Source organism: Chloroflexota bacterium, assembly GCA_016219275.1.
In the GTDB taxonomy this organism is placed as follows: Bacteria; Chloroflexota; Anaerolineae; order UBA4142; family UBA4142; genus JACRBM01.
In genome coordinates this window covers 42132-64595 of sequence record JACRBM010000067.1, presented here as the reverse complement: position 1 = coordinate 64595, position 22464 = coordinate 42132, and the positions used below count along the sequence as shown (strand labels likewise).

Here is a 22464-nt window from a genome sequence, read left to right as displayed (position 1 = left end):
TGCCTTCATCCTTTACACTACGGCTTGAACGCACCCAGAACTTTGACGGCATTGTCCACAAAGGAGGTATCTGCCATCTTGTCCGCCGCAATCACGTTTGTGTAATCCGTCCACCCTTCAGCACGGAAAACTTCTTCCAAACTTTTGACGCTGTCGAGGTACACTTTCAAGTCAGGATCAATGAACGGCGGGATGCCAGTCTTGATCGCGTCTTCGGTCGAAGGCGTGTACTTGATGTACGCCTTGATGTTTTCCGGATCGAGGTACTTGGCGCCCTGCATCGCGCGCGAACCCTTGACGAGCGCGAGCATAAAGCGTCTGGCAACGTCCGGGCGTTCCTTGATGAACTTGCCCGAGTACATCCACACCGTCGTCATCGCGCCTGGTGCGGTATCCTGCGCGAGCAAAACACCCGTGCCATCCTTGAGGATCTGATCCGAGTACGGCGGACCGACGAGCGCGGCATCCACCGATGATTGTTTCATCGCGAGCACCAGGTCGGGATTGGCGAGATTGACAGCGGTGATGTCTTTGAACGTCAAGTTGACATCGCGCAATGCTTTGGCAACAAAGTACGCGCCGGTCGAACCCGCCGCGCCGGCAACTCCGACTTTCATGCCTTTCAAATCGGCGACGGATTTCACTTTGCCGGAATCTTTCAAATCCTTGCGAACCAGGATCACAGTCGGACCATTTTTCAACGGCTGAATCGCCGCCGAGGCGACGATGCGAAAGTCCAACGCTTTGTTGAACCCGTTGAACGTCGCCGCCGCCATACCGATCCCACCCGCGTCGTACTGCCCGGTCGCGAGGAACGGCAGTGCGTCCGCGGCGGTCGTCACTTTTTGCGCGGACACTTCGATGTTTTGCTCTTTCATGTACCCGCGCTCGATCGCGATGTAGAGCGGCGCAAAGTTCGTGATCGCGACGTACGCGACCGTGACCTTGTCCGGCGCGGCGGCTTTGGTTGGCTCCGGCGGTTTCGTCGGTTCGGGCGCTTTGGTCGCGGGCACGGCGGTGGGCGCAACGGTTGGCGCGACAGTTGCCGCGGCTTTCGTCGGCTCCGGCGCTTTCGTCGCGGGCACAGCCGTCGGCGGAACAGCCGTCGGCGTGGGTGTCGCGCACGCGGCGAGCAGGATCGCAACGACGAACAACGCGAGAATTGTGAAACGTTGAGACATTTTCTCTCCTCCTGAATATTTTTTAGATGAAATGAAAGGAGCGTGGGGTTGAATCCCACGCTCCCTGATTTCGAGTACGGCTAGACTAGCGCGTGACGATTCGACCCCGCGTGGCACTGTCAGCATAAAAGTACCAGATGCCCTCAAACTTGTACAAGCCTCGCTGAGTCGAAAATCGGTTCGTCATCTTGATGAAGGATTTACCACAGGTCCTGGTCTTTGTCAAATAAGGCTGTCTTTCAAAATTTTGGAACACTCAACCTTGCGAAGGTTTTGACGACAAATCAAATATGATTGCCGTTCAACCTTCGCAAGGTTATTTCACCACCCAAAAACTTGACGCACACCCGTCAAATAATCATCCTGCCGTTTGACACCGCTCTCGACTCGCGTATAATCCTTCCATTCTGAAAATATATCAAAGGGAAAATAGCTGTCCGAGATCTCAGCGGCGGCATACGCGAAAGATCTCCTCGATCAGCTTTTCTTCTTCTGCCGCGTTCGCGCGCTGATCGCACATAATTTTCGCTCCGCTCAGTTTGACATGACTGGCTTACCGTCTCGAAGGAGAGCACGAATTCATGCGTAACACTGTGGTTCTGTATGCGCTTTTCATTATCCTCGTTCTGAACGCGGTCGTCGCCACCGCGTGCAGCGCGCCGCCGGTTTCGGCGCAAGCATCCACGCCAACAGCGGAAGCGACGCAGCAACGCCCCGCCGTTGCCCCAACCCAACCCGCCGCAACCGCGACGCCCTTCGCCGCGTTGCGCGCGGTTACGAATGTGAAACTCGTCGGCAACCTAGTCGCCGCGAACCAGGTATCGCTCGCTTTCACCGCCGCCGGACGCGTCAAAGAATTGCCGGTCGCGGAAGGCGCTGCGGTCAAAGCCGGCACGCTCCTCGGCTCACTCGATACCGCCGTGCTCGAAGCGCAATTCGCGCAAGCGCAAGCCACGTTCGATGTGGCAAACGCGACCTGGGCGCGCATTCAGCAAGGTCCCAGCGCCGACGACATGGCGGTGGCACAAGCCAATCTCGATCGCGCCAAAGCCGCGGTAGACCAAGCCCAAGCGGCGTATGATCGCTCGAGCAAAACAGGCGCAGCGGCAGTCAACCTGCAAACCGCGACGCTCAACCTGCAAACCGCGCTCGCGCAGTACAACCTCGCCGTCAATCATCCCACCGCGTCCGAACGCGAAATCGGGCAGATTCAATTCAAGCAAGCGCAACTCGCGCTCGACCTGGCGAAACAAAACCTGACCAACACCAAACTCTCCGCGCCATTCGACGGGACACTGCTTTCAATCACACCGAAAATTGGCGAGTCGGTCGGTGCGAATACCGCCGTGATGGTACTCGCCGACCTGACCAAGATGCAGGTGTTGGTGAACGCCGACGAAACGACGCTCGCGAACATCAAGGTCGGACAAAAAGCCAGGATCACCGCGGACGCCATCGGCGATAGAGTGTTGACCGGTGTCGTCCAAAAAATCGGTTTGATCGCGACGACGACAACTACCGTGGTGACTGTTCCAGTGTGGATTGACATTGATCCAACAGACGCGCGGCTCTATCCTGGGTTGAGCGCGACGGTTGAAATTGCAACTGGCTCGTAAGGCAAATTTTCAATTTGCCACTCGCAGAAAGAGGCGGCTCGATGAACATAGCGAACATCTCAATCAAGCAACCGGTTTTCGTGACGATGATGATGGCAGTGCTCGTCGTCATCGGCTACTTTGGATATAACAAGTTGTCGGTGGACCTGTTCCCCGAAACATCGAATCCGAGCGTTTCCGTTTCGACGACGTACTCAGGCGCGGGACCTTCCGAGATTCAACGCCAGGTCACACAACCCATCGAAGATGCGTTGAGCACCCTGCCCGGCGTCACCAACATTCGCTCGACCTCGCGCGAAAACAATTCGCAGATCAGCGTGGACTTTACGCTCGAAACGGATCCCAAAGCCGCGTTCGACATCGTGCGCGAACGCGTCGCGCGGACACAGAACAGTTTGCCGAGCGGCGCGAACCAACCGACGGTGCAACGTTTTGATTTTTCATCCCAGTCCGTGTTGACGTTCAACATCTCGGACAAATCGGGCAAGATGAAATCGTACGAGTTGCGTACCCTCGTCGAAGATCAACTGCAACCACGCGTCGAACGGATTGACGGCGTCGCGGATGTGTCGGTCAGCGGCGGCGGTCGCCGCGAGATTCAAGTGAATTTGAACCTCGACGATCTGCGCTCGCATCGGCTCTCGCTTTCGCAAGTAAGCAGCGCGATTCGCGGCGAAAATCTTAGCGTGCCGGGCGGCAAGATCACGCAAGACGGCACGGACTTGCTCCTACGCGTCCCCGGCGAATTCACTTCGCTCGACGACATTCGCAATTTGACCATCGTCACCTCGCGCGGCACGCCGCTCCGCATCAAGGACATTGCGACGGTGCAAGACACGACCGCCGAAGTCACATCGTACAGTCGGCTCAATGGCAAAGACAGCGTCGCCGTCCAGGTGCGGAAACAGTCCGGCACGAACACCGTGCAGGTCGCCGAACGGGTGCGCGCCGAAGTCCAGCGGATGCAACGCGAATTTCGCGATCTCGACATTGCGATATCAAACGATCAATCCAGCTTCATCAAGAAATCCATTGAGGACTCGACGATGGATTTGATTTACGGAGCTGGGTTTGCTTCGCTCATCGTCCTCTTGTTTTTCCGTAACTTTTTGAACACGTTCGTCACCATCGCCGGCTTGCCGGTCATCATGATCGGCACGTTCGCCGCGATGAGCGCGCTGAATCTATCGCTGAACATGATGACGCTCCTCGCGCTCTCGCTCGCGGTCGGCTTGGTGCTCGACGACGCGATCGTCGTACGCGAAAATATTTTCCGGCACATGGAACGCGGCGAGACGCCCAAGGAAGCCGCGTCGCGCGGCACGAACGAGGTATCGCTTTCCGTCGTCGCGATGACGTTGACCATCGTGTCCGTGTTCTTTCCGATTGCATTCACGACTGGGCAAATCGGTCGCTTTTATCGCGAGTTCGGTCTCGCCGTGACCGCCGCGGTGCTCATCTCACTCTTTGAAGCGTTTACGCTCGCGCCGATGCTCTCGGCGTACTTGTTCCGGCAACGCAAACCCAAGTCCAGCGAGGAACTCGAAGAGCATTCCACCAAACTGGGTTGGCTCGATCGCAGTTATCGCCGCCTCCTGGCATGGACGCTCGATCATCGCGTCGTGATTTTCATTGTCACGTTGGCGATCCTGGGTGGACTGTACGTCATCGTGCCGAGCGTCATGGCGCGCGTGTCGTTCATTCCGCGCATTGACAACGCCAACTTTCAAGTCGGTTTGGCGTTGTCCCCGGGTACGACGCTCGCCGTGACGAATGAACAAGCCAAACAAATCGAAGCCGCACTCTTGACCGTCGAAGGCATTGACAATGTGTTTGCCAACATCGGCGGCGGCAGTTCGCCGGAGCGCGCCAATTTCAACGTGCAGATGAAAGACCTGGGCGCGCTGAAAACCGTCGAAGCCGAGGTGCGTCAAAAACTCGCCGGGATGAAGGGCGTGAGTTTCAATTTTCAAGGTGGCTTTGGCGGCGGCGGCACGAATGTGGGCAGTCGCCCGATTCAAATCAATCTGCTTTCCGGCGGCTCGCCGGATGAGTTGGATCTCGTCGCGCAAGATGTGATCAAAGGCATGGCAGGCATTCCGGGTTTGGCGGATATTGATCGCAGCAATGAGCCAGGCAAACCGGAATTGAGAATCATGGTAGATCGTAACCGCGCGTCACAGTACAATCTAACGACTTCGGGGCTGGGCACGACGATTCGCTCGCTCGTCTCCGGCGACACGGCGTCGCGTTATCGCGAACCGGGCAAGGAAGCGGACATTATCGTGCGCTTGCGTCCCGAAGATCGCTCGCGTCTTGACGACATCATGTCGCTGGGCATCCAAACGCCGAGCGGTCAAACGGTGCCGCTGCGAAATGTCGCGACGATTATCAGCAGTTCCGGTCCCTCGGTGATTTCGCGCTTGAATCGCCAAACGCAAATCGGCATCGGCGCGAACGCGGTGGGGCGTTTGCCAGCCCAGGTCGCCGCCGATATGCGCGAACGCCTGAACCAACTACGCTTACCCTCGAACGTCACGGTGCGATTCGGCGGTCAGGTGCAGCAGACCCAGGATGCGTTGAACACGCTGATGGGTTCGCTCGCGTTGTCCGTGTTGTTCATGTACATGGTGCTCGCGTCCCAGTTCGGCTCGTTCACGCAACCTATCGTGTTGATGTTGGCGTTGCCGCTCGCGATTATCGGCGCGTTCGGCGCGCTGATCATCACCGGCACGCCCGCCGATATGACCGCAGTGATCGGTCTGATCTTGCTGATGGGCTTGGCAGTCAAGAACTCGATTTTGCTCGTAGACTTTGCGAATCGTCTGCGCGCGCAAGGGATGACGCGTACCGAGGCGCTGTTGATCGCGGGTCCCACACGCTTGCGCCCGATCCTGATGACGACCTCGGCGTTGATCCTGGGTATGACGCCGGTCGCGCTCGCGCGCGGCGCAGGTGGTAGTTTCCGCGCGCCAATGGCGATTGCAGTGATCGGCGGCTTGATTACCTCGACTCTGCTGACACTGTTGATCGTCCCAGTTTTCTATGACGTACTGATCGCCGCGCAAGAAAAACTGTTGCGTCGCCCAGCCAAGGTCGCGCAGCCTGCCGCTACACCGGCGGCGGAGTGAGAATTGGAAGTTGGAATCTCTCAGCCATATCCAACTTCTACCGTCCAACATCTAACTTCCAATCTCTAACTTCCAACCTCCAAACCAGGAGTCATTGATGTCCTCGCCAAGCAAACATACGTATTCGATGCTCGTTACTCTGCTGTTATTGACCACCGCATTCATCGCCGCGTGCGGCGGAACGAGTACGCCTGCCGCGCCAGCAAGCGGCGCGACGACCAGCGCCCCCGTCGCGTCGCGTCCCGAAGGTGCGCCCCAGGGTACGCGTCCCGCCGGCGCGCCACTCGGCGCGCAAGCCACCGCGACGGCGACTCCGCGCGCCACCGCCAAAACGCGGTTCGTCGGCAACCTGGTTTCGGTCAGCCAAGCCACGATCGGTTTTCCGGTCGCCGGTCGCCTTGCGGAAATCAAAGCGCCCGACGGCACGCGGGTTAAAGCCGGCGATTTGATCGCGTCGCTCGACACGACGACGCTGGAGATTCAGGTCGCGCAGGCGCAAGCCGCGCTCGATCTCGCGAACGCAAACTGGAATCGCATCAAGAACGGTCCGAATGAGGATGATGCCGCGATTGCCAAAGCGAATGTCGAACGCACCTATGCCGCGCTGATCGCCGCGCAATCCGCGTACGACCGCATCGGCGGCGCGAGCAATCCGCTGATCGCGACGACGACGCAAGGATTGAACTTGCAACAAGCCATCGCCAGTTATCAAGGCGCGGTCGCGCAGTACAACATCACGATCAATCGTCCAACCTCCAGTGAGCGCGACACGAATCTGGCGCAGATCGCGGCGGCGCAAGCCGCGCTCGAGGTGAGCCGGCGCAATCTCAACAACGCGCGCGTGTACGCGCCGTTCGATGGGATGGTCGTTTCGATGACGCTCAAGGTCGGCGAATCCACTGGCGCGAACTCTGCCATCATCACCATTGCGGACTTGACCAGGATGCAAGTTCTCGTGAATGCGGACGAGACCACGCTCACGGCGCTCAAGGTTGGGCAAGCCGCGACGATCACGCTCGATGCGCTCGGCGGCAAAACGTTGCTGGGGCGCGTAAAAAAAATCGGCATGATTGCGTCCAGCGCGAGCGGGATCGTCAGCGTGCCGGTCTGGGTCGAGATTGATCCAAGTGATGCCGTCGTCTATCCTGGGTTGAGCGCAACGGTGGAGATTGTAACCGATTCGTAAAGTTTCCCTGTAAACATCACCCCGCTTTGTCAACCAAACCCCAACCCCCTTCCCTTAGAGAAGGGAGCAAGGGGATGCGTCTACGCGTGGCTTTTGAAAAGCGGCGGCACACAAGCCCGCAATTTGACAAGCCCTCGCCAATCGCTATAATGCTTCCGCAGTGGAAATATCCCACTGCGGAAATATTATGGCAAAGACTCACCTCCAACTCCAAGTTGACCAAGTCGGCGAAATCCTTCGTGGATTCATTCGCCTGAAACCCCTGCTCAATGAACCCCTCACCCCCAGGTCGCTCCAAGCCACACGGCGCTTGAAGGCATTGCACGCGCAAGTGGGCATCGGGCATTTTGAGGTTTCGGGACTCTTCTTCCGGCTCGGCGTCGTTCTCTACGAGCACGCCCAACCGATGACGATGAGCGAACTGAGCAAAGAACTGAATGTTCCACTGAGCACCGCGACACGGATGGTGGATTGGCTGGTTGCCCACCATTTCGCCGAGCGGTCGCCCGACCCCCAAGATCGGCGCATCGTCCGCGTCGGCATGACTCCCCTCGGACGCGAAACCTATCAAGAAATGAACAACTTGTTTGCGCACAGACTGGAGCAAGTGTTGAGTCAACTCACGCCGAAGGAACGCCGGCAATTTATAGCGCTGCTGGGCAAGATCGCCCAATCACTGAAAAAAATCCGTTGCGGTGATTTGTAACGGCGAAGGAACGAACCACAGAATACACGGATTGTTATTTTTTTCTGTGAAATCTGTGAATGCCTTTTTTCAGTTTACGTTCAAGATCGAACATTCAAGGAGACAGGCATGTTTGCACGCAACAAATTTACACTTGGAATCGGAGTCGCCCTGCTCGTCATCGGCGTCACCTTGATCGTCGCGTGTAGCGCGGAGCGTCCGACCGCGACGACGACGAGCGCCACCACCACCCCGGTGATCATCGCGCACTCCGCCGAACAACCTACCACGCCGGCGTCGGCATCGAGCGTCTCGCGTGTGGCGGATCGCACGGCAGCGTCAACGGTCAAAGCCACCGGCAATTTGCTTTCTGAGAATCAAGTGACGCTTTCATTCCAAATCGGCGGGCGCGTCAAAGAGGTTTTTGTCAAGGAAGGCGATAAGGTCAAAGCCGGCATGGTGCTGGCGTCGCTCGATACCGGCACGCTCGAAACCCAGGTCGTCCAGGCGCAAGCATTGTTCAACGCGGCAATGGCGACGTTTGACAAGGTGAGAGCCGGACCCACGCCTGACGAGGTAGCCATTGCGCGATCGAATTTGGAACGCGCCAAAGCCGGGGTGGATCAGGCGCAAGCGGCGTATGATCGGATCGGCGGCGCAACCGCGCCGTTTATCGCGATGATGCCGCAATCGCTCGCACTGCAACAAGCGACCCAGACCTATCAAGCCGCCATCGCGCAATACAATCTCGCGGTGAATCACCCGACCGCGCAAGAACTTGCCACCGCGGCGGCGCAGGTCGCGCAAGCGCAACTCGCGCTCGATCAGGCGAAACAAACGCTCATCAACGCGAAATTGATCGCGCCCAGCGAGGGCACCGTCGTGGCGTTCACGGCGAAGGTTGGCGAATCCGCCACGACCGGCGTGCCGATGGCGACCGTCGCCGATCTTTCGAAAATGCAAGTGCTCGTCAATGTGGATGAGAATACGCTGGCATCGGTGAAAGTTGGACAGTCCGTCAAGTTATCGCTCGATGTGCTCAACGGACAAATGCTCACCGGTCGCGTGCGGAAAATCGGTTTGCTCGGTACGTCAACGACGAACATCGTCAGCGTGCCGGTGACGATTGACATTGATCCAACCGACGCGCCGATTTATCCGGGCTTGAGCGCGACAATCGAGTTTCAAGCGAAATAGCGCCTTGTCATTGCGAGCACAGTTTGCGACCCTGGCACTTGCGTTCCCGCCAGGGCAAGTGAGCAATCCCCAATCCGCGAATCGGCGATTGCTTCGCCGCTTTGCGGCTCGCAATGACACGACAAACAAGGAAAGGACGAGCGAATGAATATCGCGAACATATCAATTCGTCAGCCGGTTTTTATCGCGATGCTGATGCTGGCGCTGATCGTCGTCGGATTCATCGGCTACTCGCGTTTGCCGGTGGATTTGATACCGAACATCAACATTCCATACGTTTTTGTGATGACGGTTTATCCGGGTGCAAGCCCCGACGAAGTCCAGCGCGAGGTGAGTGAACGCTTGGAGGAGGCGCTCGGCACACTCAACGGCGTCAAGAATGTAACCTCCACATCGAGTGAGAATGTGTCCCAAGTTCTCGTCGAGTACGATTTGGCATTCTCGGCTGTGCGCGCAGCGGAAGATGTACGCGAGAAAGTGGCGACGGTGCGCGGCGCATTCCCAGCCGACGTACAGGATCCGGTCATCCAACGGATTGATCCAGCCGCCGCGCCGATTTTGACATTTGCCGTCGTCGAGCAGACCGGCAAAATGCCGCCCGATGAATTGCGCCGCCTGGTCGAGAACAAGATCAAACCACGCCTGGATCGTCTCGACGGCGTCGCCGACATCAACATCTCCGGCGGGTGGGTGCGCCAAATTCAGATCGCGCTCAACCTCGACGAAATGCGTCTGCGCCGCATCGCGCCCCAGCAAATCGTCAGCGCGATCCAAACCGAAAACCTGAATTTGCCGGGCGGGCGCATCACCGACAACGGTAAGGACGTTCTCGTGCGCACGCCGGGCAACTTTAAAAGTGTTGCCGAGATTGGCGAGATCATCGTCGCGAATCCGCGCGGGGTGCCGGTGTATCTCAAAGATGTCGCGACGGTGAAAGACGGCTTTGCCGAGGTCGTAAACTATAGCCGACTCAACGGCAAAGACACGGTTGCCGTTTCGATCATCAAACAGTCGGGCACAAACACGGTGCGCGTCGCCGACGAGGTCAAGGCGGAGTTGGCGCGCGTCGAAAAAGAATTTCCCGATCTCGCCTTGACCGTCGCGAGCGACCAGTCCGAGTTCGTCAAAAGCTCGGTCGAGGACTCGATCACGGACTTGATCCTGGGTGGCGTGTTCGCTTCGCTCGTCGTGTTGTTGTTCTTTCGCGATGTGCGGAATACGCTTGTCACCGTCGTCGGTTTGCCGGTCATCATGATCGGCACGTTCGCGGTGATGAATGCCCTGGGGCTGGGCTTGAACATGATCACGCTGATGGCGTTGGCGCTCGCGGTCGGCTTGGTGATTGACGATGCCATCGTCGTGCGCGAAAACATTTTCCGCCACATGGAGCGCGGCGAAACGCCGAAAGAAGCCGCGAGTCGCGGCACGAATGAAGTTTCGCTCGCGGTGCTGGCGATGACGCTCACCGTGCTCTCCGTGTTTTTGCCGGTCGCGTTTACGACGGGATTCATCGGCATCTTTTTCCGCGAGTTCGGGTTGACTATTTCCATCGCCGTGGCGATCTCGCTCGTCGAAGCGTTCACGCTTGCGCCGATGCTTTCGGCGTACTTTTTCAAGCAGATGAAACCCAAGCCCGGTCACGCGCACGAAGAAGGCGCGGCGAGTAACCTGGGTTGGCTCGACCGGTTTTATCGGCGCGGGCTGGCTTGGGCGCTGCGGCACAAGATCATCACCGCGCTCATCGGCTTGCTCGTGTTCGTGTCTATTTTCGGCTTGGCAACCCTGGTCGAGATGGCGTTCTTCCCGTCCATTGACAGCGACTCGTTCACCGCGCGTCTGCAACTCAAGCCCGGCACACCTTTGGCGCAGACCGACGCCGTGGCGCGCCAGATCGAAAACAGTTTGAAGGAACTGCCGGATGTGGTAGATGTTTTCGTCAGCGTGGGCAGCACAAGCGCGCCGGAGATCGCGAACTTTACGATCAAGATGCGCGAGAGCGGTTTGCTCACCAAAGCCGAACCGGAAATTCGCCGGCGTTTTGCGAACGTTGCCGGACTCAGTTTCAGTTTCAGCGACTCGTTCGGTGAAGGGGGCGGCGGCGTGACCTCGCGCCCCATCTTGCTGAACGTGAAAACGACCGGCTCGCTCGAAGAATTAGACCAGGCATCCCTGGCGGTGATGAACGCGATTGCCGATGTGCCGGGACTCGTTGACCTGGATCGGACTCAGCAATCCGGCAAACCGGAAATGCACATCGAAGTGGACCGGCAGCGCGCCTCCCGCGCGGGGTTGAGCACGGCGAGCGTCGGCGCGACCGTGCGCACGCTCATCAACGGTCAAACGGCATCGCGCTATCGCGAGAGTGGACGCGAGGCGGACATCGTCGTGCGATTGCGTCCCGAAGATCGTTCGCGCCTCGACGACATCTTGTCGCTGGCGATTCCTTCCGCGTCGGGACAACAAGTGCCCCTGCGCAACGTCGCGTCCGTTTCGTCGAGTACCGGTCCCACGTCCATTCGGCGCATCAATCGTCAACCGCAGATCGCCGTCGGCGCGAACTTTGTCGGACGCACGCAAGGCGCGGTGGTGAATGACGTCCGCGCGCGTGTGGACAAGGTGACATTGCCGCCGGGCGTGACGGTATCTTTCGGCGGCGAAACCGAAATGATGGCAGAGTCGTTCAATTCGCTGTTGTTCTCGATGTTCCTATCGGTCATCTTTGTTTACATGGTGCTGGCATCGCAATTCGGTTCGTTCACGCAACCGCTCGTGTTGATGCTCGCGCTGCCGCTTTCGATCATCGGCGCGTTCATGGCATTGTTGATCGCGCACTTTGCGTTTGACATGATGGCGATGATCGGACTCATCTTGCTGATGGGCTTGGTCACCAAGAACTCGATTCTGCTCGTGGACTTTACCAATCGCTTGCGCGATCAAGGAATGAGCCGCGACGAAGCGTTGCTCACGGCGGGACCGATCCGGTTACGTCCCATTCTGATGACGACGCTGGCGCTCATCCTGGGTATGCTGCCGGTCGCCCTGGGTCTGGGCGCAGGCGGCAGTTTCCGCGCCTCGATGGCGGTCGCGGTCATCGGCGGTCTCATCACCTCGACGTTGCTCACGCTGATTCTCGTGCCAGTTGCGTACAGCATCATGGACAGTATCCTGGGACGATTGCGGCGACGATCCAAAGAACCCCAACCGATGCCCGCGCCATCGCCCGCGGCGGAGTAAGGACACGGCATTTGCCAAGACCCGAAGGGTTCGCTTCGCGAATACCCTTCGGGTCTGTCGTTTTGACACACAACACGGCGTCGGTTACAATACCGACGCCGTATGATTTTCTTGCTTGTCTTTGTCACTGGGTTTGGTTTGGCGCTCGCGCTCACCCCGCTTGCGATTCGCCTCGCCGAACGCACCGGCGCGGTTGCGTTGCCGGACGCGCGGCGCAGGCACGCCAAGCCGATGCCGCGTCTGGGCGGACTATCGCTCTGCCTCGCGTTTCTCGGCGCGCTCGGCGTATCGCTCCTCTACCCGCGCACCGATCCCTACGAACCAGCGCGCTTGATCGGTTTGACGTTCGGCTGTGTCTTGATGTTCCTCGTCGGCGCGTACGACGATTATCGCGAATTGAACGCGTGGTCACAACTTGCCGCGCAAGTGATCGCGGCATGCATCGCCATCGCTGCGGGCGTACTCATCAATCAGGTTCAAAGTCCGTTCGGCGGACTGATTTTATTCGACGCGTGGTTCGCCGTGCCATTCACGTTGTTTTGGCTGACTGGAATGATGAACACGATCAACTGGCTCGACGGACTGGACGGTCTCGCCGCCGGCGTGGTCGTCATTGCGAGCGGCGTGATGTTCATCCATAGTTATCGCGACGGACAGTACTCGATCTCATTTCTCGCGCTCGCGCTCGCCGGCGCGTCGCTCGGATTTCTGCCGTTCAATTTTTTCCCCGCGCGTATTTTTATGGGCGGCGGCGCGCTCGTGCTCGGTTACGCGCTCGGCACCGTCTCGACGATTGGCGGCGCCAAGGTCGCGACCGCACTCCTCGTTCTGTTCATCCCGATTCTCGACGTGGCGTGGCAAATCATCGCGCGCGTGCGCGCCGGCAAATCGCCGTACGCGGCGGATCGCGGACATTTGCACTTTCGCCTGCTCGACCTGGGAGTGCCGCAACGCGCGATTGTGTTGCTGTACTATGTGTTCACCGTGATCTTTGGCGCGCTCGCGCTTCTCTTGCCGCTCGGCGTGTACAAATTGATCGCGATGATCGTGATTGGCATCGGCGCGGTCATCGCGCTGTACGAAATCGCGCGCAAGCAAACAACGAAAAAACCGCGAGACTAACTCGCGGTTTTTGATTCCAATCACTTTAGATTCATCGTCGCCGGTCGCGATCATCCCCGCGAATCAGCAACGACAGCAAGAAACTGACGATGCTGATGACGAGCGCGCCGAGGAACGCGGCGGTAAAATCCGCAACCGTGAACGCGATGCCGAATTGACCGGCAAGCCACGCAGTCAATCCCAGCATCAACGCGTTGATGACAAAAATGAACAGACCCAGCGTCAACGCGACAAACGGGCACGTGAGCACGGTCAACACCGGGCGCACGAGCGCGTTTACCAAGCCAAAGATGAACGCGACGAGCGCAATCGTCGTCCAATCCCCCTCGAACGAAATGCCGGGCACGAAACGCGTCGCGGCATACAAACCAATCGCGTTGATGACAAGTCGTAGTATGATGTGTCGCATCGTATCCTCACGTGTAGAGACGCCCTGCTGGGGCGTCTCTACAATTTTATTCCCCGCGCAATTTTTTGATCGCGTCGTCCACGCTCAACTCGCCGCGCGAGATCGCGTCGAGAATCGCTTGGCGTTCAGGCGAACCTGCGACGGGACCGCGCGGTCGCGGCGACGGTTCGCGCGTCGCGTCGGGCGCGTGCCGCCCGTGCCGATGTTCGCGATGCCGGGTGACGCGCGCTTGCACACGCATGTTGCCGAGCGAACGAAACACATTCTCGCGCACTTCGTCCGCGATGCGCCGACCGAATCCGCCCCAGTCCTCGCCTTGCCAATGCTCGTGCCGTTCCGCGCGCCCGCGCTCGACCTCGCCCGCGTTCAACACGAGGTCGCCGCGTGTGGACTCGGCTTGGATTTTAACGCCGCCGCTGCCCAGCGTGCCACGCAGATGGCTGTCGTCCTGCTCGCGCACCTGCACCGCGCCGCTCACCATCAAATCGCCGCGCAATGCGTCCAATTCGATTTCGGCGTTCGCGCCTTCGGGCAAACGAATCACCACGTCGCCATCGGCGCGCAGTTTTGTCTCCGCAACCTGAGCGAACGTGATCACCGCGTCGCCTTCGATGTCTTGCGCGTCGAGCGCGCCGCGCACGTCGGACGCCGCGAGATCGCCGCCAACGCGTTCGATGCTCAGTTGCCCCGCGACATCGCGCAGACTCACATCGCCTGCAACATCGCCGAGCGCGAGCGCGCCGCGAATGCCGCGCGCGGCAAGATCGCCGCCCAGCGTTTTGATGTTTGCCGTGCCGAGACTGCCCATGCTCGCATCGCCTTCTATTTCGTCCGCGGCGAGTTGCTCGACGCCGCGCAACGCGACATCGCCATCCCAGGTTCCTTCACCCTTGAGCGATACGACATCTTTCGCAACCAACGCGCCGTCCAGATCGCGCGCCAGCACATCTTGAAGCTCACGCAAGACCACATCGCCTTCGATGCTCGCCAATTCGACGCGTCCGCGCAAACCTTCGACGCGCACATCGGCTTCGCAATCGCGAATCAACACGGTCGCCGCGCGCGGCACGCGCAACGTCACCCGTTCGAGCTTTTCGACAAAAATGGTATTGCCCTCTTGGCGCGCCTCGCCATCTACCGCAATCGTCTGCGCGTCATCCCAACCGATCACCGTGACGCGTTCTTCGCACGCGCGGATTTCGATATGCGCGTTTTCATTCACTTGAAAATTCTGCCGTGGCATGATAACCCTCCCAGAATATGGGACGCGGATGAACGCGGAAAAATCAGATCAAAATAATCCGCGTTTGTCCGCGTTCATCCGCGTCCAAATCGTTTGCATACTCGAAGCCGCGTTCATTCGATAAACACTTCGACATGCTCGCCGTCTTCTTCGTTCTCGACATCCACGACCTTGCCCTCACCGCCGCTTTTGATCGCGGTAATGATCTGGTTCATGTCGAGTCCTTCGACGCCGGCGGGCGCGAATTTTGCGCCCATCTTCAAGCCCACATCCACCAAGCCGAGTGGAATGTTGACGTTGACCTTGCGCCGCCCGGTGCGCAAGTCGGTCACGCGCACGCGAAACCAGCGCCCCGACGTCGCCGGCGACGGAGACGCGACCCTGGGTTCACCGCGATCTTTCTCGCCGAGCGCGCTCAACAATTTCGCCCCCTCTTCGGCAGTGATCTGTTTCGCCTCGATCATTTTCAAAATTTGCATCCGTTCTTCTGCGGTTGCCATTTTATCCTCCACTACCTATTCCATTACGCGTTTGTGGCACCTTCCAGAATCCAGGTTTCTCCCCTTCGGGGAAACCTGGATTCTATCGCCGCCCTTACACGATATACACTTGCACGCGTTCGCCCTTGTCGTCCACATCCACCGTCACCCCGCGATGCTCGCGCAGTTCGCGTTCGAGCGCGTCGAGAAACGCGTCCGCGTCCGCCCAGTCTAGTGGAATTTCGTGGCGTTGCGAACGAAACATCATCTTGGCTTTGGGATGCCGACCGAACAACTTGGCGAACCATAACGCCAAACGCACCAAACCAAGTGGAAACGGCATCGCGAAACGCACGCGCTTTTTGCCTTTGCGCGATTCGTCCACATTCACGTACAACCAATGCGCGTTCGTCGCCGACGCGGAAATGGCGGTAATCAACGCGCCGAGCAACAGAATCGGCAAACCGCAGACGAACCACAACGGATTCGCGCGCGTTGCGACGATGATCCATGCGCCAATGCCAACGCCGGCAAGACCCGACACGAGCGGGTAGAGCCAGAACGCGCGCGCCCAACGCGGCGCGCCTTCAAATTCGAATGGCGGTTCGTCCACGCGTTCGACCGTCGGCGCATTCAAGCGCGCGTCCGCTTCTTCGCTCGTAATTTCGCCCCGTTCAAGTTGACGAAGCACTCCCAGTGTGTCAGACTGTTCCATCGTTTCTCCCTGAAATTGTGGGGCAATTTTCCAAATTGCTCTACAGCTTGATTCAAACGGTTGAGCAAATTGGAAATTTGCCCTACGTAAATGCGTACGACATCAAACGCAAACCATTCGCAAACACAAATCCATTTTGTTCCAACGCCGCGATCAATTCTGGATGCGAGTCCGTCGCAGTAGCGCGAATTTCACGCGTCGGAAATGTCGCCAAGTGCGAGAGCGCCAGCGCGACAAGTTCGCCTTCGACCTGTCCGCGAAAACGCGGATGCACTTGAATGGCGAGGCGATGCGGCGACCAGAGTGATTGTGCGCGCACGCGCATCACCGCGGCGATGTTCGCGTTGCGTTCGAGCGCCCAGCGTTGCGTGCTTTGTCCGATGAACAAATCGCCCAGCCACTCGACCATCAATTCGTCGAACGGCAAAGCGAATTCGTTTTGAAATGTGCGGAACGGCTCGACGTTCGCCGGCACGACCGCGCGCAACAATTCGGTAACGGCTTGAGTGTCCGAAGAACGGAGCGGGCGAACCTCACCTCTTTCCCCCCACCCGCCTCTCCCCTCTCCCGAACTCCGTTCGGGAGAGGGGAGAGGGGGCGCAGGGGGTGTGGGGTGAGGCAACGACCACTCCCCGCGCATTTCGAGTTCGCGAAAACCGAGTGTGTTGTAAAGATGCGTCGCGCTCGGATTGTTCGGACGCACGTTCAGAATCACGGTCTTGCTTTGGCGCGCACGCAAATCGTCGAGCGATGCGCGCATGAGTTGTCGCGCGATACCTTGTTGCCGATACTCGGGCTTGACGGCGACATTGCTGATCATGAACAAATCATGGCGTCGTTCATCCTGGGTAATCGTCACGTTGCCCACGATGCGATTGTCCTCGATCCACACAAAGCCGGTGAGATTCGGCGGGAATGCCGGCGCGTAACTCAGCGTCCACAGCCAAATGCCGATCTCGCGCAACATTGGAAAATCGCCGAGCGGAAATCTGTGCTCGGGGCGAAACGCCTCTTCGAGTAAACGCGCCACGCCGTAAATATCGCGCACGGGATCGAGCGCGCGAATGCCGCGGAACGCATTGGAACGAACGGCTTGCGCGACCATCACGACTCGCCTTGCAAAAATTTGATCGCGTCGTCGGCGGAGATTTTGCCGCGCGCCAGTTCATCGAGAATCGTCTTGCGTTTTTCCGGCGCGACCGTCACCGGCTCTTCCTTCGGTTCTGCGCCCGGCTCGTAACCCATTGCGAGAATAATGTCAGTCAGCCGCGCGCGCACGGTCGAGTACGGCAGTTCGAGCTCTTCGCCGACTTTGTAGGCGTTGCCACGATTTTTCACGAACGTTTCGATAAAACGAATGTCGTCTGCGCTGAGTCGCGCCAAGCGCCCAATCACAAACTGTCCGCCGATTTCGGTTCCGCAGGCGCGGCATTCGAGCCGCGTCACCGTCAATTCCTCGCCGCAAACCGGGCATTTTCCAAAAACTGGATGCATGTGTTCAATTCCTTCACTGATTTCGCAAATATTTTTACCACAACATTCAAATTTTGTCAAGTATAGTTCAATAATTTTAAGAAAAAATAAATTATTGAAAAACGACCTCTTTTACTCCCCAAGAGGTCGTTTTGCCCATCAAATCTGCAAATCGTTGTGCCCAGGAATCACGCCGCCAAGCCGCGCAATTTGCGCGCGATCAAAACCGGCTTGCGCGAGCGGCGCGATCACCTCGCGCGCGAGATCGGGCACGCGCATCGCGAGCAATTCGCAACGCGGGTCATCTGGCGCGATGGCGTACTCGCCCAACTGCGCGGGCAAGACCCAGGTTTCGCCCTGCTCAATCGCGAACGTTTCGCCGCGCGTGTGAATCATCGCGCGTCCCGCAATGCTCGCGATGATTTGAAATCGCGCGCGCGTGTTCAACGCGACGCGTGCACGTACCGACCAACGCTCGAGCGCGAAATACCGGCACGCGACGAGAAACGTTTGATCGTACGCATCGTGATGAATCGTCAACGCCGGAATCTTTGGTTCGGTGATGCGCGCGAATCGCGTGACCGCGAGCGATTGCTCGATGTGGAGCGGGCGCGCTTTGTTTTCGCGATCCCAGTCGTAAAACCGGTACGTCGTGTCCGAGTTCTGCTGAATCTCGGCGAGCACGATGCCTTTGCCAATTGCGTGCACCGTTCCCGCCGGCACAAAAATCACATCGCCCGTTTGCACGGGCACGCGCGCGAGCAAACTCACCAGCGTCTTGTCGCGCAGACTCGCTTCAATCGTCGCGCGATCCACATCGCGCTGAAAACCAAACACGAGGCGCGCGTTCGGCTCGGCTTGCAAAATGTACCACGCTTCCGTCTTGCCGAACAGCAGATGTTCCATCGCTTGCGCTTGTGCGTCGTTCGGATGCACCTGCACCGAGAGATCATCTTGCGCGTCAATGAACTTGAAGAGCAGCGGAAACTTGGTCATGCTCGCGCCGAGAATCGCCGCGGCATCACGCGCGATCAACGCGCCGAGCGTCTCGCCGGCGTGCGCACCGTTTTCGATGACGAGTCCGTCCCATGCTTCCCAGGTCTCGCCGATCAGTTTGCTTGGCGGCAATACCTTGCCGAAAAGTTTCTCCAACTTGCGTCCGCCCCACACCATTTCGCGCGGCGTCGCGCGCAGATGGTACGGATACAAGTCGAGCAGTTGAGTGGTTCGATTCGCTGTCATCCGTTTATCCGTTGCCTCCATCCGTTTATCCGTTGCCTCCATCCGTTTATCCGTTGCCTCTATCCGTTTCCTCTATCCGTTTATCCGTTTCCTCTATCCGTTTCCTCTATCCGTTGCCGCTTCGTACTGCTCGCGCGTGAGAAACTCGCCCTTGTCAATCGTCTGTGACACAATTTTCTTCGCCGCGTTGAACTGCAACTCGGCGTGCATCAACGTGTAACACTTGCTGTCCATAATTTCTTTTCGCAAAATGTATCCCGTCCCTTCATCGTCGAGACTGGGATCGTTTCGCAAATCCACGCGCACCGCCAGCGGCGTGCCGCATCGCTTGCATTTCACGTACAACCACGTCACCATCAAATCCGAACCGGCATTCGCGGCGAACAGCGTTTTGAGTTTGTCCAAGAAATTCATCCGACCACATCCTTTGCATATCCAAACATTCCCGGCGCGCCGCCGGTGTGCCAGAATACAATCGTTGCTCCGCGCGCCACCTCGCCGCGCCGCACCAGGTCAATCAACCCTGCCATCGTTTTGCCGGTGTACACCGGATCGAGAATGATGCCTTCGAGTTGGGCGAGCATCTGCATCGCCTCGCGCGCGCCGGGCGTGATCTGGGCATAACCCGGTCCGACATAACCATCATGCACAATCACATCGCCCGGCGCGAGTGGCAACGTGCGTTCGATAAATTCGCCGGTCGCGCCGACGAGCGACGCGACGCGTTCGGCGCACGCGGCTGCCGCGCGGCTGACCGTGACACCGTGCAGTGGAATCGGCACGCCATAGTATTTCAATCCGGCAAGAATTCCCGCGTGTGTGCCACACGACCCCGTCGTGACGAACATCGCGTCCGGTGTGATGCGCTCGGCACTCAACTGCTCGACGAGTTCGCCCATCGCACGCGCGTACGCGATGCAACCCAGGACGTTCGAGCCGCCGATTGGAATCGCGTATGCGCGGCGTCCTTGCGCGTTCAAGCGCGTTGCAGTTTCGGCGATCATCACATCGGCATCGCGCGGGTCGTTTGGATCGGCAAATTCAATGTCCGCGCCGAGCAGGTGATCGAGCAAAAGATTTCCATTCACGTCGGCGGGCGGTACGCCGGAAAGCACGAGCGTGCAGGCAAGTCCGACCTTGCGCGCGGCAGCCGCCGTGATGCGCGCGTGATTCGACTGTGGACCGCCCCCGGTCAAGAGCGTGTCCGCATTTTGCGCGAGCGCGTCGGCGAGCAAATACTCTAGTTTGCGCGCCTTGTTGCCGCCGAGCGCAAACCCAGTCAGGTCGTCGCGTTTCATCAGGACGCGCACACCCAGTTCCTTCGAGAGACGCGGCAGTTCGTCGAGCGGAGTTGGAAGCGTCGCAAGTTTGTAGCGCGGCAAGGTTTCTAGTGATGGCATGATCGCTCCAATTTCGTAATTCGCAATTCCTAATTCGCAATGCGCAATTGCGGGACGATAAACAGAAACAGGCACGCCAGGTCGAGTGCGATGAACGCGAGATAGAGCAGCGCGAACACGACGCGCTGATACTCACGTGCGGTCAGTTCACGCAAACCAATAACGAGAAAGAATGCCACTGCGATCAACGCGGGAAACAAGTAGCGTCCCTGCAATTGAAGGAATTTGAAATTGTATCCGACGTAATCGGCAACGGCGACACCGAACAACAAAATCAACAAGCCGATGCCCCAATGTTGCGCGTCGGTCAACGACTCGCGGTGGCGCAGGATGCGGAGCGCGTACAACGCGAAACCCAAGGCGGCGACGGCACACAGTAGAAACAGCGCAACATAGATGCGGTCGTTCACGAGCACACCCATCCACCCGAACTGCGCCCAGAACGATTTGAACGTCACGGCAAAAAAATCAAACACGATATTTTTCAAACCGTGTTGCGCGATCATTTCCGCCGTCGTCGGCTGACCGATCACCACCGAATCGTGTCGCGCGAGACCGAGCGGATCGGCGATGCCATAGATGAGCGCGTTGCGAATGAACATCGGCGAGGAGACGAGCGCGGCGAGCACAAACGCGGATAGCGGATGGCGAATTGCGGATGGCGAATTGCGTGATGCGTGATGCGTGATGTGCGATGCACTCTCCTCTGCTCCTCTGCTGCCTTGCTCCCTTGCTCTCCTGCTCGTCCACTCACTTGCAATCATCGCACTAATCAACAGCAACGCGCCCGGAATATACGTCGTCGTTTTCGTCAGCAATGCCGCGCCGAACAAGACGCCGCCCAAAATTGAAAATTTCCAATTACCAATTACATGGTTGATGCGCTTGACCGCGAGCCAAAGTATCAACACGACGACGAGTTCCGCGGCGAGGTCATTGCTGATGGACGCGCTGACCGCGAGGTGTTGCGGCACCGTCGCCAACGCGCCGACCGTGGCGAGCGCGAGCAAATTGTCGTCAGGAAAAATTTCGCCGACGACGCGATACGCGATTAGCAGAACGATCACGCCGAGCGCGACTGAAAACAGTCGCAACGCAATCACGGTCGCGTCCAGTCCCGCGCCACGCGCGATCAAATACACCGGCGTCGCGGCGAGGTAGTAGAGCGGCGGCTGGTACGCTTCGTAGCGAATCGCATCCACACTCATCGTCGCCGGGAATTTCGCCGCCTTGATTCGCTCCAAATAATCCTGGTCGTAATCGCCGCGTTGCAAGACGGGTAAGCTGCCCGTGTCACCGATGGCGCGAATGTAATTGAAATGCGCGGGTTCGTCCGGCGCTTGCCATTTGGGTGTGTTGACGGCGTAGAGCGCGGCGAGGAGGAGGTAAACCAGTAGGATAAAGTAGAGGAAGTGTTTCACACGATCTATTTATCCTCAGCCGCTTGTCCGTACGCGGCAAGCGCATCAATGAACGCGTTTACTTTGGCACGCCATTCCTGGTATTTTTCTGTGGCTTGGTCTTTCGGATAGGTTCCATCGTATTTGTACTGGACATGCAAAACGCTGATAAACTCGCGAAACTGTTTTTCAAACGGCGCGGGCAGCCGGTCTGGCAACTTGCCCCAGCGCTTTTCAGTCGTGGCAAGAAACGTCATCGCGGCATGTCGCGCCGCGTCAAATAAGAGATCGAACGCCGCGCGGTAGTACGCATCGCGGTAACGTTCGTCTTTGGAATGGCGTGTTTGTTCCACGCTATTATCTGCCATATCCAAATACATTCGCGCGTCATCGTAGGTTGGAACACCCATAAATTTTTTTGCCTCCTTGCGCGTTTGTCCATCTCCAAATAATGGCTTGCTATACGCCAGGACCGCGAGCGCAATCTGCGATGATATGCGTTGACCTGGCTTGCGAACGAGAATATCCACCGCGCCGTCCCAGGATTCAACCGCGTCCCAATACAAGTCTCTTTTTTTCTTGGCGCGTGTCGTGACCAGCAAATCCACATCGCGCGCCAGGCGCGGCGCATACACCGACGACCCGAATTGGAGAATGTTCACAATGTCGGGATCGGCGGCGCGCAGTTTTTCGACTAAGGCAGCGAGTCGTCGCGTCATTTCCAACCTCGTGCGAATTCTATGCCAGGTCA

The 22464-nt window shown here is 58.3% G+C and carries 19 protein-coding genes; 7 read left to right on the top strand and 12 right to left on the bottom strand.

Translation table 11 applies throughout. The annotated features are described in order from the left end of the window. Positions 1-17: 17 nt before the first annotated feature. The gene (locus HY868_19125; GenBank protein ID MBI5304253.1) at positions 18-1181 is read right to left on the bottom strand and encodes an ABC transporter substrate-binding protein; all 1164 of its coding nucleotides are present in this window, start codon (positions 1179-1181) and stop codon (positions 18-20) included. A 581-nt stretch (positions 1182-1762) separates the two neighbouring features. Here HY868_19125 and HY868_19120 point away from each other — a divergent pair. The 7 genes from HY868_19120 to HY868_19090 all read left to right on the top strand — a co-directional run bounded on the left by HY868_19120 (position 1763) and on the right by HY868_19090 (position 13352). Further along, entirely contained in the window at positions 1763-2797 is a 1035-nt protein-coding gene (locus HY868_19120; GenBank protein MBI5304252.1) for an HlyD family secretion protein, read from the top strand. A 41-nt stretch (positions 2798-2838) separates the two neighbouring features. Beyond that, positions 2839-5928: an efflux RND transporter permease subunit gene (locus tag HY868_19115; GenBank protein MBI5304251.1), complete on the top strand. Its 3090-nt coding sequence runs from the start codon at positions 2839-2841 to the stop codon at positions 5926-5928. Between the two features lie 97 nt (positions 5929-6025). After that, a complete protein-coding gene (locus tag HY868_19110) occupies positions 6026-7114 on the top strand; it encodes an efflux RND transporter periplasmic adaptor subunit (GenBank protein ID MBI5304250.1) in 1089 nt (362 codons plus the stop codon). 187 nt (positions 7115-7301) lie between these two features. Further along, complete coding sequence (locus HY868_19105) at positions 7302-7820, top strand: MarR family transcriptional regulator (protein ID MBI5304249.1); 519 nt, start codon at positions 7302-7304, stop codon at positions 7818-7820. A gap of 108 nt (positions 7821-7928) precedes the next feature. Then, on the top strand, positions 7929-8996 hold the full coding sequence (locus HY868_19100) for an efflux RND transporter periplasmic adaptor subunit (protein MBI5304248.1): 1068 nt from the start codon (positions 7929-7931) through the stop codon (positions 8994-8996). Between the two features lie 144 nt (positions 8997-9140). Beyond that, the gene (locus HY868_19095) at positions 9141-12230 is read left to right on the top strand and encodes an efflux RND transporter permease subunit (protein ID MBI5304247.1); all 3090 of its coding nucleotides are present in this window, start codon (positions 9141-9143) and stop codon (positions 12228-12230) included. A 102-nt stretch (positions 12231-12332) separates the two neighbouring features. Beyond that, positions 12333-13352, top strand: a complete 1020-nt coding sequence (locus HY868_19090; GenBank protein MBI5304246.1) for an undecaprenyl/decaprenyl-phosphate alpha-N-acetylglucosaminyl 1-phosphate transferase — start codon at positions 12333-12335, stop codon at positions 13350-13352. Positions 13353-13383: 31 nt separating this feature from the next. Here HY868_19090 and HY868_19085 read toward each other — a convergent pair whose 3' ends face one another. From HY868_19085 to HY868_19035, 11 genes are all read right to left on the bottom strand, one after another. Continuing rightward, positions 13384-13761 (bottom strand): phage holin family protein, encoded by a 378-nt coding sequence (locus tag HY868_19085; GenBank protein MBI5304245.1) that lies wholly within the window; start codon positions 13759-13761, stop codon positions 13384-13386. A 46-nt stretch (positions 13762-13807) separates the two neighbouring features. Next, a complete protein-coding gene (locus HY868_19080) occupies positions 13808-15004 on the bottom strand; it encodes a DUF4097 family beta strand repeat protein (protein MBI5304244.1) in 1197 nt (398 codons plus the stop codon). A 113-nt stretch (positions 15005-15117) separates the two neighbouring features. Further along, positions 15118-15504, bottom strand: a complete 387-nt coding sequence (locus HY868_19075; protein MBI5304243.1) for a hypothetical protein — start codon at positions 15502-15504, stop codon at positions 15118-15120. A gap of 94 nt (positions 15505-15598) precedes the next feature. Next, positions 15599-16198: a hypothetical protein gene (locus tag HY868_19070; protein MBI5304242.1), complete on the bottom strand. Its 600-nt coding sequence runs from the start codon at positions 16196-16198 to the stop codon at positions 15599-15601. Between the two features lie 82 nt (positions 16199-16280). Next, positions 16281-17303, bottom strand: coding sequence for a GNAT family N-acetyltransferase (locus HY868_19065; GenBank protein ID MBI5304241.1), 1023 nt, complete (start codon positions 17301-17303; stop codon positions 16281-16283). Continuing rightward, positions 17303-17692, bottom strand: a complete 390-nt coding sequence (locus tag HY868_19060; GenBank protein ID MBI5304240.1) for a DUF2089 domain-containing protein — start codon at positions 17690-17692, stop codon at positions 17303-17305. Before HY868_19060 ends, HY868_19065 begins: the two co-directional genes overlap by 1 nt. 138 nt (positions 17693-17830) lie before the next feature. Continuing rightward, positions 17831-18913, bottom strand: a complete 1083-nt coding sequence (locus tag HY868_19055) for a class I mannose-6-phosphate isomerase (GenBank protein ID MBI5304239.1) — start codon at positions 18911-18913, stop codon at positions 17831-17833. A 93-nt stretch (positions 18914-19006) separates the two neighbouring features. Further along, positions 19007-19327 (bottom strand): hypothetical protein, encoded by a 321-nt coding sequence (locus tag HY868_19050; GenBank protein MBI5304238.1) that lies wholly within the window; start codon positions 19325-19327, stop codon positions 19007-19009. Further along, the gene (locus HY868_19045) at positions 19324-20313 is read right to left on the bottom strand and encodes a D-cysteine desulfhydrase family protein (GenBank protein MBI5304237.1); all 990 of its coding nucleotides are present in this window, start codon (positions 20311-20313) and stop codon (positions 19324-19326) included. The genes HY868_19050 and HY868_19045 overlap by 4 nt, the downstream gene beginning before the upstream one ends. Positions 20314-20342: 29 nt before the next feature. Next, a complete protein-coding gene (locus HY868_19040; GenBank protein MBI5304236.1) occupies positions 20343-21734 on the bottom strand; it encodes a hypothetical protein in 1392 nt (463 codons plus the stop codon). Between the two features lie 5 nt (positions 21735-21739). Beyond that, complete coding sequence (locus tag HY868_19035) at positions 21740-22432, bottom strand: hypothetical protein (GenBank protein ID MBI5304235.1); 693 nt, start codon at positions 22430-22432, stop codon at positions 21740-21742. Positions 22433-22464: the final 32 nt, after the last annotated feature.

Coding starts and splice junctions, on each gene's coding strand:
- HY868_19100 (MBI5304248.1), top strand. CDS start 7,929: ATGTTTGCACGCAACAAATTTACACTTGGAATCGGAGTCGCCCTGCTC.
- HY868_19065 (MBI5304241.1), bottom strand. CDS start 17,303: ATGGTCGCGCAAGCCGTTCGTTCCAATGCGTTCCGCGGCATTCGCGCG.
- HY868_19035 (MBI5304235.1), bottom strand. CDS start 22,432: ATGACGCGACGACTCGCTGCCTTAGTCGAAAAACTGCGCGCCGCCGAT.
- HY868_19075 (MBI5304243.1), bottom strand. CDS start 15,504: ATGGCAACCGCAGAAGAACGGATGCAAATTTTGAAAATGATCGAGGCG.
- HY868_19105 (MBI5304249.1), top strand. CDS start 7,302: ATGGCAAAGACTCACCTCCAACTCCAAGTTGACCAAGTCGGCGAAATC.
- HY868_19055 (MBI5304239.1), bottom strand. CDS start 18,913: ATGACAGCGAATCGAACCACTCAACTGCTCGACTTGTATCCGTACCAT.
- HY868_19085 (MBI5304245.1), bottom strand. CDS start 13,761: ATGCGACACATCATACTACGACTTGTCATCAACGCGATTGGTTTGTAT.
- HY868_19080 (MBI5304244.1), bottom strand. CDS start 15,004: ATGCCACGGCAGAATTTTCAAGTGAATGAAAACGCGCATATCGAAATC.
- HY868_19095 (MBI5304247.1), top strand. CDS start 9,141: ATGAATATCGCGAACATATCAATTCGTCAGCCGGTTTTTATCGCGATG.
- HY868_19090 (MBI5304246.1), top strand. CDS start 12,333: ATGATTTTCTTGCTTGTCTTTGTCACTGGGTTTGGTTTGGCGCTCGCG.
- HY868_19045 (MBI5304237.1), bottom strand. CDS start 20,313: ATGCCATCACTAGAAACCTTGCCGCGCTACAAACTTGCGACGCTTCCA.
- HY868_19120 (MBI5304252.1), top strand. CDS start 1,763: ATGCGTAACACTGTGGTTCTGTATGCGCTTTTCATTATCCTCGTTCTG.
- HY868_19050 (MBI5304238.1), bottom strand. CDS start 19,327: ATGAATTTCTTGGACAAACTCAAAACGCTGTTCGCCGCGAATGCCGGT.
- HY868_19110 (MBI5304250.1), top strand. CDS start 6,026: ATGTCCTCGCCAAGCAAACATACGTATTCGATGCTCGTTACTCTGCTG.
- HY868_19070 (MBI5304242.1), bottom strand. CDS start 16,198: ATGGAACAGTCTGACACACTGGGAGTGCTTCGTCAACTTGAACGGGGC.
- HY868_19125 (MBI5304253.1), bottom strand. CDS start 1,181: ATGTCTCAACGTTTCACAATTCTCGCGTTGTTCGTCGTTGCGATCCTG.
- HY868_19115 (MBI5304251.1), top strand. CDS start 2,839: ATGAACATAGCGAACATCTCAATCAAGCAACCGGTTTTCGTGACGATG.
- HY868_19060 (MBI5304240.1), bottom strand. CDS start 17,692: ATGCATCCAGTTTTTGGAAAATGCCCGGTTTGCGGCGAGGAATTGACG.